Genomic DNA, 14,895 nt, shown 5'->3' with positions numbered 1-14,895 from the left:
CAGTGCCCGCTTCCGCAGGGCAGGCGGTCGTCGGCGGACCGCTGAATCGTTTGCGCTCGGACGGAGCAATGAAGACGGCGATGGTATGGCTGTTGCATACTCAGGTAGGTTTCCGTCCCAAGGAGTGAAATTCCGATGTCATTGTATTCCCGCTGCCGCGGCGCCGCCCTGTCGGCCCTGTTCCTGTTCGGGCTGGCTGGTCCCCTGCAGGCCGCGGAGCCGGTCAAGGTCAAGGTGTTCGTCGGCTCGATGTTCGAGATCGGCAAGAACACCGGGGACCGAGCCGGCGAGTTCCAGCACTGGTACGAGCGCTACTGGCAAACGGCCGAGCCGATCACGGTGAAGGGCGCGTTGAACCCGGTCTACTGCAACGCCGACGGCGTGTGCGGGTCGGTGCTGGGCATGGGCAAGGTCAGCTCCTCCGCCTCGATGCAGGCGATCCTGCTGAATCCGCAGTTCGACCTGTCGCAAGCCTATTTTCTGGTCACCGGCGTGGCCGGCACCCCGCCGTCGCGCGGCACCATCGGCGAAGTGAACTGGGCGACCTGGGTGGTCGACTATGACCTGGGCCACCGCTGGGCGCCGGAGGAAGGCAAGCCGGGCGAGCCGACCTTCATGCCGCGCAAGGGCTATGAGGCGGTGCGGCTGTTCCCGATGAACCCGGCGCTGGTGTCCTGGGCCATGCGCCTGACCGCCGACACGCCGCTGAAGGACAGCGACTCCGCCCGTGCCTACCGCAAGCGCTATCCGCAGGAAGCCGCGCAACGTGCTCCTTTTGTGGGCACCGGCACGCACATGACCGGCGACACCTTCTTCCACGGTCCCGGCATGTCGGCCCAGGCTCAGTACATCGCCAAGCTCTACGGTGCGGACGACTACGTCATCACCGAGATGGAGGCGGCGGCGATCACCCTGGTCATCAAGCGGCTGCAAGGCTCCGACCGGGTGATGAGCCTGCGCGGCGCCGTCAATTTCGACCAGGGCAACCCGAACGAGACGACGCTCCAGCATCTCGACCCGAAACCCGGCGAGACCGCCGGCGGCTTCGCCGAGACGGTGGAGAATGTGGAACTCGTCGGCTCGCGCATGGTCGACCACATCGTCGGCCATTGGGACCAGTGGAAGGACGGTGTCCCGGCCCTCACGGCACAGTGATCTGACGCACCGCAAGCACCGTCCGGCTGACCCGCCCGCCCGTCCGGCGCGGGCAGGTCAGCCGCCGTTCATCTTGCGCAGGCGGCGGGCGCGCAGCTTCTGGCGGATGCGCTCGATCGGGCTGAACATGCGGGGATAGCGGCGCTTCGACCGCACGAACAGGCGGCGGGCGTCGGCGGAGTTGCGCAGCACCAGCACGCCGCCCAGCAGCATCACCGGCAGCCCGCCCGGCCCGGGCAAGGGAGCGATCAGCAGGCCGAGCAGGATGATGGTGCATCCGGCGCCGATCAGGGCCAGCTGACGCACGCGCGCGAAAGACAGCGTCTGGGCGGTATCGGGGGGACTCATCTGCGGTTCGCCGGGCTCCATGCTTTCCATTGGCCTGCATATGGGCCGGGGGAGGCGTGTCGAAAAGGCCCCCTCCTCTTTGCGGAGTTCGGCGATCTCAATGCAGCGTGCGCGCCGGTTCCGACAGGGCACTGCGCAGACGCGCGGGGTCGAGGCGGCTGAGGGCGGCGTCGCGTTCGTCGGGCTTGGGTTCCCAGCCGAATTCGCGGATCAGCTGGTCACGGGCGGCGACGGCGCGGCGGGACAGATGGGTGCATTTGTCTTCAGCCGCCCCCTGGCGCGGCGGGGGGCAGCGGCGGTCGGCGCAGCTTTCCAGCATCAGGCGGATCATCCGCTCGCGCTTGGCGGCGTCGACATAGCCCATCTGGTCGAAATAGAGCTTGGTGAAAGCCAGTTCGGTGACACGGGCCGGGGTCTTGCGGTCGCCGACCATCACCGCCGCCACCACCTCAACGCAGCGGCCGGCGAAATGCGGCAGCGGCGCCGTGCCGTCGTCGGCCCGGTCCAGCAGGCTGCTCGGCAGATCGACCAGCCGGCCGGTCACGTCCTTCACCAGATAGCGGCGCCACACCGACATCTCCGCCTCCCGTCAGGCTCAAGCCCCATGGATAAGCCTACACCAGACGGAGGGAAGACGGAACCGGTCGTGCGCTACACGATGTCGTGAGCGGACGTGATCGTCAGCGCGGCACCAGCGGCCAGAACAGGGCGATGGCGGTGGTGCCGATCACCACCACCATGATCGACAAGGGCAGGCCGAGCCGCCAGTAATCGCCGAAGCGGTAGCCGCCGGGGCCCATCACCAGCGTATTGCACTGGTGGCCGATGGGGGTGAGGAAGTCGCAGCCGGCCCCGATGGCCACCGCCATCAGGAAGGCGTCGGGCCGGAGCCCGAGATGGGTGGCGAGGCTGGCGCCGATCGGCGCCATCACCAGCACGGTCGCGGCGTTGTTCAGGAAGGGCGTCACCGCCATCGCCGCCACCATGATCATGGCGAGCGAGCCGATGGGCGGCAGCCCCTGCGACGCCTCCGACAGGAAGCCGGCGATCAGTTCGGTCCCGCCGGTGGTGCGCAAGGTCTCGCTGACCGGGATCAGCGATCCCAACAGGACCAGGATCGGCCATTCGATGGCCTCATAGGCCTCGCGCAGGCTGACAACCTTCAGCGCGGTCATCGCCACCGCCGCCCCGAAGAAGCCGATGGCGACCGGAACCATCCCGGTGGCGACCAGGATGACGGTCAGGCCCAGCACCGCCACCGCCGCCGCCCGCTTCGGCGTGCGGCCGATGCCGAGGTTCCGCTCGGCCAGCGGCAGGCAGCCCAGCTCGGCCAGCGTGTCGGCCACGGCGGCCTGACGGCATTGCAGCACCACCAGATCGCCCGACTGCAGGCGGACGCGGCGCAGGCGCTGGCGGATCGGACGGCCGCGCCGGCTGATCGCCAGCAGGTTGGCGCCGAATCGCTCGCGCAGGTTCACCTCCTCGATGCTGTGGCCGATCATGGCGGAGCGCTGCTCCACCACCGCCTCGACCACGGCGATGTCGTCCTTCTGCTCGACCTCCTCCTGGTCCTTGTCGTGCATCATGCGCAGGCCGGCGCGCTTGACCAGTTCGGCCAGCGCCGCGGTGTCGCCCTCCAGCACCAGGATGTCGCCGGCGAACAGCACCCAATGGCCCGACGGGACATAGCGGCGGTAATTCTCGCGCACAATGGCGGCGACGGTCACCTCGTTCTCGCCGAAATGCTCCAGTTCCGCCACGGTACGGCCGACGAACTGCGACCCGGCCGGCAGCCGCGCCTCCGCCGTATAGTCGTCGATGTTGAAGGCGGGACCCGCCCCCGCGGCCCTGCCCTTCGGCAGCAGCCGGTATCCGACCGACAGGAAGGCGACGCCGAACACCGCGATCACCAGACCGACCGGCGTGAAATCGAACATGTGGAAGGGCTGGCCCGTCATCTCCGCCCGGACGCGCGAGACGATGATGTTGGGCGAGGTGCCGACCAGTGTCATCAGGCCGCCCAGCAGCGAGCCGAAGGCCATCGGCATCAGCAGCAACGACACCGGCGTGCCGCTCCGCCGCGCCACCTGCAGGGCGATCGGCATGAAGATGGCGAGCGCGCCGATGTTCTTGACGATGGCCGACAGCATGGTCACCGCCCCGGCCAGCACCGCCACTTGGGTCCAGACGCTGGTCATGCGCGTGGTCAGCGGACGCATCGCCGCCTCCACCACGCCCGACCGGCCGACGGCGGCGCTGACCACCAGGGCCGAGCCGACGATGATGACGATGTCGTCGGAGAAGCCCTGGAAGGCCTCCTTTGCCGGCACGATTCCCGCGGCGACCGAGGTCAGCAGTGCCAGCATGCCGACGAGGTCGTAGCGCAGCCGGTCCCAGATCAGCAGCGCGATCACCGCGCCGATGATGCCGAAGGATAACATCTGGTCGATGGTCATGGGCAGGGACGGCGTCCTTCCTGGCCTGTACGGTGGCCGGATCGGACAGGATGGATGCGGATTTGCGTCCGGTCAGCGCGCCGATCCCGACGCCTTCCCTTCCCCGCGGCCATTGCCCGACTTGCCGGACGCCTGCCCTCCCTTCTCGGGAGAGCGGGCGTCCCGCACCAGCCGGCCACACTGTGGCTGCTCATCACTGCCTGGGTCAAGGAAGGGAAGCACGCTGGCCAGCGGCGTCAGCAGCACGCCCAGCGCCACCGCCGCCGCGCCGCGCGCCGCCGACTCGGTGGGATCGACGCCGATGTCGGGGTTGCCCAGCGTCCCGCCGACCAGCACCGGGACATGGGTGGCGAAGACCTGCGGCGATTTGGCGTCGCCGACGATCCGAAGATCCAGCGCCTCGTTGCGCAGGCTGATCCGGCCCTTGCCGGTGACCAGGGTTTCCGGCGTGTCGAGCACCAGCGCCTGGACCTGGGCGATGCCGTTCTCCACCGACATGTTGCCGACCAGACAGTTGAAGGGCATCGGTTTCGACCCGGAAATGGCGACGCCAAGCGTTTCCAGGATGTTGGTCTTCAGCCCCTTGACCGCGAGGCTGGTGACCCGGCCGCCGTCCACCGCGACCCCGATCTTGCCGTCGGAGGTCGCCAGCAGGTCGGCCACCGTCTTTCCGGTGCCGGCAAGCTGGATGCGGCCGGCCACCGTGCCGCCGATCTGCCCGGCCAGCGCGGTCTCGCTGAAGAAGGTCGACAGCTTCATGGCGCGGATGTCCAGGTTGGTGCGCATCGCCGGCACCTTGCGGCTGCCGTCCACCTCCACCGTTCCGGCGATCCGCCCGCCGCCGATTCCCAGCGACAGCGGATCGAAGCGAAGGTCGCCGGCGTTCAGCCGCACCCGCATGTCGAGGTCGTCGAGCGGCGCGAAGGGCGCCTCCACCCGCTTGCCGCGCAGGCGGACGTCCATGTCGGTGTTGCGCAGCTTTTCCACCGGAATCGGCGTGGCCGGAATCACCCCGCCCTTGCCGCGGGTCGGATAGTCGTCCGTGCCGCGGGGAGAGGCGCCGACCAGACCGGCGAGATCCTGCGCCGCCAGCCGCTTGGAGGTGAGGTCGGCCTTCACCAGCGGCCGCTCGCCACCGGTCTTGACCGACAGGTCGCCGGCCAGGTCGCTTTCGCCGACCTTGCCCGCCATGTCGCGGAAGGCCCACAGGTCGCCCTCGCGCGACAGATGGCCGTCGATGGAATAGGGCCGGGTCTTCGGCGTCGGGATGCCGACGATGGGGAAGATTTCCGCCATGTCGGGACCGCTGAGCGCGACCGACAGGTCGACGCCCTGCATCTTTACCGGTTCGGCGATGGAACCTTCGATGTGGCCCTTGGTCTTGCCGACCGCGGCGTCGATCTTCAACGGATAGGGCTTGGGATCGTCGCGCAGATACAGCAGCGAGCCGCCGGTCGCCGCCAGGGTGAAGGGTTTGCCGGCGAAGCTGCCCTTGCCCTTCAGTTCCACCGTGTCGTCGTCGTTGCCGCCGGTCGCGGTGTTGATGGAGTTGTCGATGTCGATGTCGCTGGTGGGGTCGCGGTAGCGAATCTGGCCGTCGGCGATCGCCAGCCGCTCGATCACCGGGATGTCGCCGCGGTTGTCGGGGGTCGCGGCCTGCTTCGCCACCTCCTTCTCCGCGTTGGGCGGGCCGAAGTTCCAGTTGGCCTCGCCCTTCTCGTTTTTCTCCAGGATCAGCTTCGGTCCCTGGAATTTCAGTTCCGGCAGTTCCCAGTCGCCGCGCAGCAGCGGCCAGGGGCGCAGCGTGGCGTCGAGCACCTTGATCTCCGCCATGGTCTTGTCCTGCGCCCAATCGGCATTGGCGACGCGCAGCCCTTCCAGATGGATGCGGATCGGATTGCCGAGATGGACGCGCAGGTCGCCGTCGATGGCGACCTCGCGGTTCAGCGCGGACGAGGCATGGCGGGCGACAAAGCCGCGGGCATCGTTCCAGTCGAACAGCAGCAGCACCGCGCCGACCGCGACGACGACGAGACCGACGAGGCCGAGCAGCCCATAGCCGATCCATTTGAACACCGACCCCGCCCCCGCCGCCATGCCGCCGTCCCTCCGCGCACGTCCCTGATGTGGACAACGGATGAGGGGGCGGATCGGTGGAGGCGGGAGGTGGGGAGTACCGCAAGAGATCCGCGCATACCGCCCGAAGGTGATATATTTCCGTTGAAGCTTATATTGGATTTAACGCAAAATTCAGCATCGCGGCGCCGTAATCGTTCGACCATCAGGTTCCACCATTTTCAGCAGCCACGACCGCGGACACGATGCGTTCCCTTACCAACTTCGCCCCCTCCACCTTCGAGGAACGCGGTGCCGCGGTGGCCTTCACCACGCCGGTCCTGGCCCAGACGCGCGTGCGCAAGGACAGCCGCGACCAGCTGGAGGTGCTGGTGCCCAACCTGTCGGAAGGGCGCGGCGTCTATGTGGTGCCGTGGAAGTCGCTGCCGCTGGCCTTCCCGATGACGGTGCACGACCGGATGCTGCACGAGCTGATCGCCAAGGCCGAGGGCTGTTCGCCCGACGACATCCGCAAGGCGGTGCTGGAGGCGGCGCGCTGCGGGCTGGCCGGCGGCGGGGCGGTGGCGGCGGCCGAGGCGGCGCTGAGCGACGACGAGGAGCAGCGCCTTCTCATCAACTATCAGCTGATCGTCGAGGCGCTGAAGGCGGTCGGGCTGGAATCGACGGAGATCCTGCGTGTCGGCCTGACCTCCGCCGAGGGGCAGAAGCTGACGCGCGACCTGATGATGAAGGCGGCGCAGCGACTGGCGCTGGAGCCGACCGAGCTGTATGGCCGCATCGCCGAACTGGCGGTGCTGATGGAGTCGATCGGGCTGGCCAGCTCGCCCAAGCCGGCGCGGCTGCGGCGGCTGATGCGCGACCTGCAGGGCTTCCGCGACAGCATGACCGACTGGGCGACCGACAACGTGTCGGAAGCGGCCCCCATCGGCGGCTTCTGCGCCGAGGTGGCGGAACACACGGTCAACCATGCCCGCAACGTCATCGGCCAGCTCGATCAGGCGATGGCGTCGTTCGAGACCCTGCTGCGCCAGTGGGAGACCAAGCGGGCGCTGATCCGCAAGGCGTCGAGCCGGCTGTCCTGGCTGCTCGACGGCTGGGAATACTTGATCCTGCTGTGGAACGACGCGCAGACCCAGGACCGCCACAGCCAGGACATGGCCGTCCACGACATCTTCCGCGTCATCCCGCTGCTGCCGAAGGACGAGGGCCGCGCCGACCAGTCGATGATGGCGGACAAGCTGATCAACAGCCACAAGCGCTCCGTACGCGCCTATGTCGACTGGCGCAGCGGCCAGCTTGACGTCGATCTGGTCATGCGGATCGAGACGATCAAAGGGAAGGCCGCCTGACGATGGAGATGAGGGATCTGGTCGCGCTGGGCGACAAGCTGATGGACATCGACGAGGCCAAGTTCCGCCAGGTGGTCGGCCTGCTGGAACAGATGAACGACCATCCCGACATCCAGCGCACCATCGCCGTCATCCGCCCCCGGCTGGTGGAACTGCGGCTGAGCCGCCGGCCGACGCTGAAGCGCCTGTTCTGCGACCCGTTCGAGGATTTGTTCGAAGCGCTGGGCAAGGCCGACCCGGTGCCGCTGAGCGTGATCGAGCGGTCGCTGATGAACAGCCTGTGGCCGCTGGTCGAGGCGGAGATCGGCAAGGACCGGCTGCGCGCCTACCGCCCCGCCCTGGAGGAGGGCCCGGAGCGCAAGGCACTGTGCGAGGCGTTCTGGACCGAATGCGCGGCGGCGGTGGCGAAGATCGCCGAAGGGGCGGTGGCGGGGCATTTCAGCGAGCCGCTGGACCTGCGGATGAACCCCAACCGGACGCGGGCGCTGGCCGACATCGCCGTCATCCTGTCCATCGCGCCCGAGGTGGCGGAGCTGAAGGCGGCGCTGTCGCCCAAGCCGGTGCCGAAGCTGCACGCCGACCATATCGAGGCGATCCAGACCGTCGGCCGGCGGCTGTCCCGCGTGCGGCCGGACGCGCTGAAGATCTACGTGCTGCTGGCCGCGTCGCGGCTGACCAACCCGTCGGCGCTGCTGAGCGGGCTGTGGGACATGGATCTGGGGCAGAAATCGACCGACCGCGCCGCGCTGTTCATGTCGCTGAGCGGCACGGTCGTCGCCCAGATCGAGGACCGCTCGCGGGCCGGGCAGAGCGCGGAGAATGCAGACCGCATGGCGGTGGCCGATCTGGCGCTCGACCTCGTCGCCACCCTGGACGCCACCCGCGCGGCGATGGAGCAGAGCCGCAACAAGGAGTTCGACCAGCGGCTGAAACAGGTCCGCAACTCCGTCCATTCCATGGTGAAGTCCCAGGTGCTGCAGGATGCCGACGCCGGCATCGTCGCGGCCATCGGCGCGCTGGACGGCGGCGGCGACCTCCGCGAGGGCCGCGCCCAGCTGGCCCAGGCGGAGAATCACGCGCGGGCGCTGCGCAAATGCGCGACCATCGCCGATTCTCTGGGGCTGCGCGGCGAGCTGCGGGAGATGACGCAGAAGACCACCGCCTCGCTGACGGAACGGGCGCAGAAGGAACTGGCCGGCCCCGCCGGCAACGCCCGCAGCGGCTATACCGCCATCCGCATGATCGAGCTGATTGCCGGGCCGGCGGAAGCGAATAAGATCATGGACGGGATCATGAACGGCGGCCGGCGGTGACCATGCCGGCGCCTTTCGGCTTAGAGGAAGCGGTGATGGGATCGGGATACACCGGGTGGGAACTGCCGGCCGACGAGCGCGGGCGCCTGCTGGCCCTGGTCCCGCCACGCTATGAACGGCTGGTCGCCGACCACGTGACCCTGCAGTTCGGCGCCGGCCCGCAGGACCCTCTGCCCACCGCCACGCTGGCCGAGGTGATCGGCTGCGCCGACGACGGCGAGGGGGTGCAGACGCTGGTCGTCGCCATCGACGGCACCAGCGACCGGCCGGACGGCTCCACCTACCACATCACATGGTCGCTGGCGGACGGACGCCGGCCGGTCGAGTCCAACGACGTCATCCGCGACTATGGCTGGCGCCCGCTGGACCCGCTGACGGTCAGGCTGGTGCCGCGGTATTTCGCGCTGTGAGAGGGGTGCCTCACGGCACCTCCGTCACCCCTTCGGACACCACGCCGCGTTTCACACGCTGTTCGCGGTAAACGATGAACAGGCCGCTGCCGATAATCAGGGCCGCCCCCACCCCCATGCGGATGGTCGGCGCCGTACCCCAGACGGCGAGGTCGAGCACCACCGCCCACAGGATCGACACATACTGGAACGGCACCACCACCGCGGCCGGGCTGAGCTGCAGCGAGCGGTTCATCATGGCGTGGCCGGCCAGCGCCGAGACGCCCAGCAGCCCCAGCAGGAAGAAGCCCAGCCAGCCCGGCGCTTGCCACGACCAGGGCAGCGCCGCCCCGCCGATCAGGACGCCGCCGACCATCTGGTTGCCGACCAGCGTCAGGCTGGAAGAGGAGCGCAGGACGCGGGTGGAGATCACGCCGCCGGAGAAGATGAAGGCACCGACCAGCGCCACCAACGACGGCAGCAGGTCGAAGCGGCCGGTCGGGTTCAGCACGATGACGACGCCGACGAAGCCGACCAGAACCGCCAACCAGCGGCGCCAGCCAACGCTTTCCCGCAGGACCAGCACCGACAGCGCGGTGACGATCAGCGGCGCCGCCATGTAGATGGTCATCACGTCCGCCAGCGGCAGATAGGCGACCGCCCAATAGAAGCAGGAGATGTCCACCGTCATCATGACGACGCGCAGCACGTGCAGCGGCAGCCGGTCGACGGCGAAGACCGCAGCCACACCCTCGCGCAGGATCATCGGCGCCAGCACCGCCAGCCCGAACAGGCTGCGCACGGCGATCATCATGGCGACCGGATGATCGGCCACCAGCCATTTGCCGAGCGCGTCGTTCAGCGTGAACAGCGTCATGCCGCCCAGCATCATCAGGATGCCGAGACGGGTGTCGGTCGCGGGGGCCGCGGTCATGGAGGGATCCGGGGTTGGTTGAGGGCGGATTTTGAAAGCCACAGGCCGTGGCCTGCAAATGAGCCGGTTGCGGGGTCGGCATATTGCGGGATTGGCGATCGAACGCAACCCCTCCGCAGATGGCGGGAGCAATGACGAATGTGTGCTGGCGCACGCCGGCCGCCGCCGCTTCGCCCAATCGCCGGGCAAGGAGCAACTCTCGCTCCACGGCGAAACCAAATGCTGCCGCCACCGTGAAACAAGATGACTTTAGTTGCGAAACTTCCGGTCGAATTTATGGATTATAGATTCGAAATCTGGATATCTTTATTACCAATAGAATTTAAAAATGAACATTGCTCATAGATCCAATAGAAAATTAACTAACCACCTTAAGGAAACTCATATATCTGTTTTTAACAGCGCTTTAATTTTATTGGAATTATAGGTTCCAAATGCCGGCAACAGAGAACTATGTTGTCATTTTAGTTTTTTCTGTTGCTGCCTTAAGATGCAAAACACCCAACGCACTCTTGCTCGTATGGGTCGGGAGAGAAAGAGACAATGTTCAACCTTGCAAATCTGTCGATCTCCAAGAAGATTTCAGGCGCATTCGCATCTATGGTTGCAATCGCCTTGGCCGTCGCTTTCTCCAGCTATTCGAAGCTTTCGTTTATCGAGACGTCGAGCGGTTGGACGACCCACACCTACGAGGTGCTCGAAGAGGTCTCCAGGATCCTGGGATCCGTGGTGAACCAGGAAACCGGCGTCCGCGGTTATCTGATCGCCGGCGACGATAAGTTCCTGGAGCCCTATCGGGAGGGCCAGCGCCGCTATGCGGAGTCCCTTGCCAAGGCGAAGCGGCTGACGGCGGACAACCCGACACAGCAGGCACGCTTCGCCGAAGTCGATCACTTTTACCGGACGTGGTTGACCACGGTCGTCGAGAAGGAGATCGAATTGATGGCCAAGCCTGAAACCCGCGAGCAGGCGCGCGCACTGGAAGCCTCCGGCGCGGGGAAATCGGCGATAGATGGCCTACGCGGCAAAATCGCGGAGATCGACAAGATGGAGCGCGATCTGCTCATCAAACGCGCCGTCGATCAAGCTGAAGCCTTCTCCACCTCCTACACCGTCAATTTTGCCGGCGGCGGAGTCATGATCATCCTCGCCATGGCGGCCGGCGTACTGCTGTCGCGCGGCATCGCCACGCCGATCCGCGGCATGACCACCGTCATGGGACGGCTGGCCGCCGGCGACAACGGCGTGCAGATCGAGGGGCAGGAGCGTCGCGACGAGATCGGCGCCATGGCGCAAGCCGTCGAAGTGTTCAAGCGGAACGCCATCGAGAATGCCCGCCTGGAGGCCGAGCAGGAGCAATTGAAAGCGAAGGCGGAGGCGGACCGCAAGGCATCCATGGCGGCGCTGGCCCGGAGTTTCGAAGCCAGCGTCAAAGGCGTGGTGGAAAGCGTCGCCACGGCATCGGGCAACATGCAGTCGGTCGCCACGACGATGGTCGGAACGGCAGAGCAGACCAGCCATCAGGCCAGCGCCTCCGCCGCCGCCGCCGAACAGACCTCGGCCAACGTCCAGACCGTTGCCGCCGCCACCGAAGAGATGTCGGCATCCTTGCTTGAAATCTCCAAGCAGGTCAGCACCTCGTCGCAGATCTCCGCCCAGGCGGTCAAGGATGCGGAACGGACCAACGACACCGTCGCCGGTCTGGCCAACGCCGCACAGAAGATCGGCGAAGTGGTGACGCTGATCCAGAGCATCGCCGGCCAGACCAACCTGCTGGCCCTGAACGCCACCATCGAGGCGGCACGGGCGGGCGACGCCGGCAAGGGCTTCGCCGTGGTCGCTTCGGAGGTGAAGAATCTCGCCACCCAGACCGCCCGCGCGACCGACGAGATCGCAGCGCAGATCGCGACGATGCAGGCGGTGACCACCGAAGCCGTCGACGCGATCAAGGGGATCGGTGCAACGATCACGCAGATGAGCGGGATCGCCACCGCGATCGCCTCGGCGGTCGAGGAGCAGAACGCGGCGACCGGAGAAATCTCGCGCAACGTGACCCAGGCGGCCTCCGGCACCATGGAGGTCTCCACCAACGTCATCGAGGTGCAGAAGGCCGCCAGCCTCAGCGGCAGCATGGCGGGTCAGGTTCTGGACGCCGCCGGAGAGCTGTCGCGCGAAGCCAGGACGCTCAGCTCCGCGGTCGACGAGTTCCTCCGAGGCGTTCGCGCGGCCTGACGGACGCGTCGTTCCTTCTGTTGTGGGGAAAGGTCTGCCCCGTGCACGGACCTTTTCCCACCCCACCTTTGGGTAGAGCCGCGTCGCACACCATCGAAAATGCCGCTCTACCCGATGACGGGAAGCCTGTTCGTCGCCTTCATCTCACGCAGAGATAGGTTCGAGCGGATGCTGGCGACGCCCGGAAGCTTCCTCAGGACCTTGTCCACGAAGCTGCTGTAATCGTCGAGATCGCGCGCGACGACGATCAGCAGGAAATCCGCCTCCCCGGTGGTGTTGTGGCAGGCCAGCACATAGGGGCAGGCCTGGATGACCGCCTCGAACGCCGCGGTCACCTCCTCGCCATGCTGGGTGCAGACGATCTGCACGAAGGCCATCAACCCGAAGCCCAGCTTCCGGCGGTCGAGCACCGCCTGATAGCCCTTGATGACCCCGCTGTCCTCCAGACGCTTCTGACGACGCCAGCAGGACGCCTCGCTCAGTGCCAGTTGCTCGGCGAGCTTGGCATTGGACAGCCGGCCATCCTGCTGCAGCCGGTCCACGATCGCAGCATCCATTTTATCGAGCGCGTCCATGGCGGGGGCTTCCTGCAGGAATTAGGGCGTGTCGTCAGTTGAGCCAGATGACAGCCGACACGAGGTAAACAGCCGCCAAAAAAGTGCTGGCAAGCTTGTCGTATCGAGTGGCAATGGCTCGGAAGCCCTTCATCTTGTTGAAGAATCGCTCGACGAGATTACGTTCGCGGTACAAGGCGAAATCGGTATCGCGGGCGATCAGCCGATTCGCCTTGGACGGGATGACGGGGACGATGTCGCGCTCCTTCAAGGCGTCGATCAAGGCGTCGCCATCATAGGCCTTGTCGGCGATGAGGGCCTGCGGCTCGACCGCGTCGAGCAGAGGGGCGGCTTGGCTGAAGTCAGAGGCCTGACCGGGGGTCAGGGAGATCGCCACCGGGTTGCCCAAGGCGTCCACGATGGCATGGATCTTCGTCGTCAGCCCCCCTCGTGATCGGCCGATGGCTTGGCAGGCGCCCCCTTTTTTCGCGCCCCGGCGCTGTGCTGGTGGGCGCGGACGATGGTCGCGTCGAGCATCATGTACTCGTTGTCGCCATCCTCGGCCAGGGCCTTGAAAAGGCGCTCGAACACCCCGCTCTCGCACCAGCGGCGGTAGCGGCGGTGGGTGTTCTTCCAATCCCCGAACCGGGTGGGCAGGTCGCGCCAGGGAATGCCAGCCCGGTAACGGTACAGCACCGCCTCGACAAACAGCCGGTTGTCCTTCGCCGTCCCCCCGACATGGCCCGCCCGCCCCGGCAGAAAAGCCTGGACCCGATCCCACTGGTCGTCGCGCAAAGCATAGCGTCGCATCCGTCGGCCCTCCCGTCAGCCGACCTTCTATGAATCACGCATTCCTACCGCTGGGAATCCCATAACTGACGACACGCCCTAGGGCAATCGCGAAAGATCCCTTCATATCTCCGGACCGCCGCGTCTTCAATTGAAAGCCAATTTCAGCGGCTTGGCCGTAGAATGGCGGGGCAATCCAGCAGGAGAATCCCGATGAAAGCGGTGGTCTACGAGGCATTTTCCGCACCACCCCAAATCATGACCGTGCCCGATCCGACGCCGGAGCCGCATGGCGTCGTCGTCAAGGTGATGGCGACCGGGGTTTGCCGCAGCGACTGGCATGGCTGGGTCGGCCACGACACCGACATCCGGCTTCCGCATATACCCGGCCATGAGCTGGCCGGCATCGTCGAGGCGGTCGGCAAGGACGTGACGAAATGGAAGGCCGGCGACCGGGTGACGGTTCCGTTCGTCGGCGGCTGCGGCAGCTGTCCCGAATGCCATTCCGGCAATCATCAGGTCTGCGACCGGCAGTTCCAGCCCGGCTTCACCCATTGGGGGTCTTTCGCCCAATATGTCGGCCTGCATCAGGCGGACATCAATCTGGTCGGGCTGCCGGAGACGATGGACTTCACCACCGCCGCCAGCCTCGGCTGCCGCTTCGTGACCTCGTTCCGCGCGGTCATCGACCAGGGCAAGGCGTCCGCCGGCCAGTGGGTGGCGGTTCACGGCTGCGGCGGTGTCGGCCTGTCGGCGATCATGATCGCCAACGCGGTGGGCGCCAATGTCGTCGCCATCGACATTTCGGAGGACAAGCTCGCCCTGGCCCGAGCGCTGGGCGCGGTCGCGACGGTGAACGCGTCCGAGGTCGGGGAGGTCGCCGAAGCGGTCATCGAGATCACGCGGGGTGGCGTTCATGTCTCGCTCGACGCGCTGGGCCATCCCACCACCTGCTTCAATTCGATCAGCAACCTGCGCAAGCGGGGCAAGCATGTGCAGGTCGGCCTGATGCTGGCGGAGAACAGCACGCCGGCCATCCCGATGAGCCGCGTCATCGCCAACGAGCTGGAGATTCTCGGCAGCCACGGCATGCAGGCTCACCGCTACGACGCGATGCTGGAGATGATGCGGTCCGGCAAGCTGGCGCCGGAGAAGCTGATCGGCCGGACGATCACGCTGGAACAGTCCATTGACGCGCTGATGAATATGGACAGGTTCGAGGGCACCGGCGTCACCGTGGTGACGGAGTTCTGACGACAAAGCCGGAAAGCGTAAGCTTTCCGGCTCCACAGTCCTGCGA

The 14,895-nt window shown here is 66.6% G+C and carries 13 protein-coding genes; 6 read left to right on the top strand and 7 right to left on the bottom strand.

What is annotated here, in order from left to right; all coding sequences use genetic code 11:
* Positions 1-135: 135 nt before the first annotated feature.
* Positions 136-1,155, top strand: coding sequence for a purine-nucleoside phosphorylase (locus tag PWS46_RS22150; RefSeq protein WP_434623508.1), 1,020 nt, complete (start codon positions 136-138; stop codon positions 1,153-1,155).
* A 57-nt stretch (positions 1,156-1,212) separates the two neighbouring features.
* On the opposite strand, the gene PWS46_RS22145 is transcribed toward PWS46_RS22150, so the two are convergent.
* From PWS46_RS22145 to PWS46_RS22130, 4 genes are all read right to left on the bottom strand, one after another.
* Positions 1,213-1,503, bottom strand: a complete 291-nt coding sequence (locus tag PWS46_RS22145; protein ID WP_434623507.1) for a hypothetical protein — start codon at positions 1,501-1,503, stop codon at positions 1,213-1,215.
* Positions 1,504-1,600: 97 nt separating this feature from the next.
* Positions 1,601-2,080, bottom strand: a complete 480-nt coding sequence (locus PWS46_RS22140) for a hypothetical protein (RefSeq protein ID WP_434623506.1) — start codon at positions 2,078-2,080, stop codon at positions 1,601-1,603.
* A gap of 103 nt (positions 2,081-2,183) precedes the next feature.
* Entirely contained in the window at positions 2,184-3,959 is a 1,776-nt protein-coding gene (locus PWS46_RS22135) for an SLC13 family permease (RefSeq protein ID WP_434623505.1), read from the bottom strand.
* Between the two features lie 72 nt (positions 3,960-4,031).
* Complete coding sequence (locus PWS46_RS22130; RefSeq protein ID WP_434623504.1) at positions 4,032-6,056, bottom strand: AsmA family protein; 2,025 nt, start codon at positions 6,054-6,056, stop codon at positions 4,032-4,034.
* 224 nt (positions 6,057-6,280) lie between these two features.
* Here PWS46_RS22130 and PWS46_RS22125 point away from each other — a divergent pair, with 224 nt between their 5' ends.
* The 3 genes from PWS46_RS22125 to PWS46_RS22115 are packed head-to-tail and all read left to right on the top strand — an operon-like array spanning position 6,281 to position 9,107.
* Positions 6,281-7,384, top strand: a complete 1,104-nt coding sequence (locus tag PWS46_RS22125; protein WP_434623503.1) for a hypothetical protein — start codon at positions 6,281-6,283, stop codon at positions 7,382-7,384.
* A 2-nt stretch (positions 7,385-7,386) separates the two neighbouring features.
* The gene (locus PWS46_RS22120; RefSeq protein ID WP_434623502.1) at positions 7,387-8,697 is read left to right on the top strand and encodes a hypothetical protein; all 1,311 of its coding nucleotides are present in this window, start codon (positions 7,387-7,389) and stop codon (positions 8,695-8,697) included.
* Positions 8,698-8,732: 35 nt separating this feature from the next.
* Complete coding sequence (locus tag PWS46_RS22115) at positions 8,733-9,107, top strand: hypothetical protein (protein ID WP_434623501.1); 375 nt, start codon at positions 8,733-8,735, stop codon at positions 9,105-9,107.
* Positions 9,108-9,117: 10 nt separating this feature from the next.
* Here the strand turns inward: PWS46_RS22115 and PWS46_RS22110 are convergent, their stop codons facing one another.
* Complete coding sequence (locus PWS46_RS22110; RefSeq protein WP_434623500.1) at positions 9,118-10,020, bottom strand: DMT family transporter; 903 nt, start codon at positions 10,018-10,020, stop codon at positions 9,118-9,120.
* Between the two features lie 543 nt (positions 10,021-10,563).
* Between PWS46_RS22110 and PWS46_RS22105 the strand changes: the two genes are divergently transcribed.
* Positions 10,564-12,252 (top strand): CHASE3 domain-containing protein, encoded by a 1,689-nt coding sequence (locus tag PWS46_RS22105; RefSeq protein WP_434623499.1) that lies wholly within the window; start codon positions 10,564-10,566, stop codon positions 12,250-12,252.
* Positions 12,253-12,359: 107 nt separating this feature from the next.
* Here PWS46_RS22105 and PWS46_RS22100 read toward each other — a convergent pair whose 3' ends face one another.
* Positions 12,360-12,827: an Lrp/AsnC family transcriptional regulator gene (locus PWS46_RS22100; RefSeq protein WP_434623498.1), complete on the bottom strand. Its 468-nt coding sequence runs from the start codon at positions 12,825-12,827 to the stop codon at positions 12,360-12,362.
* Between the two features lie 34 nt (positions 12,828-12,861).
* Positions 12,862-13,616, bottom strand: a protein-coding gene (locus PWS46_RS22095; RefSeq protein ID WP_434613367.1) for an IS5 family transposase whose coding sequence is annotated in 2 segments (ribosomal slippage) — positions 12,862-13,295 and positions 13,295-13,616 — 756 coding nt in all. Because the reading frame shifts where the segments join, the coding sequence is not laid out codon by codon here.
* 192 nt (positions 13,617-13,808) lie between these two features.
* On the opposite strand from PWS46_RS22095, the gene PWS46_RS22090 reads away from it, so the two are divergent.
* The gene (locus tag PWS46_RS22090; RefSeq protein WP_434623497.1) at positions 13,809-14,849 is read left to right on the top strand and encodes a zinc-dependent alcohol dehydrogenase family protein; all 1,041 of its coding nucleotides are present in this window, start codon (positions 13,809-13,811) and stop codon (positions 14,847-14,849) included.
* Positions 14,850-14,895 lie beyond the last annotated feature (46 nt).

The organism is Azospirillum sp. B2RO_4, assembly GCF_051124815.1.
Classification (GTDB): Bacteria; Pseudomonadota; Alphaproteobacteria; order Azospirillales; family Azospirillaceae; genus Azospirillum.
Note: the sequence above shows the minus strand (reverse complement) of the source record. Positions and strands in the feature narration are given on the sequence as shown.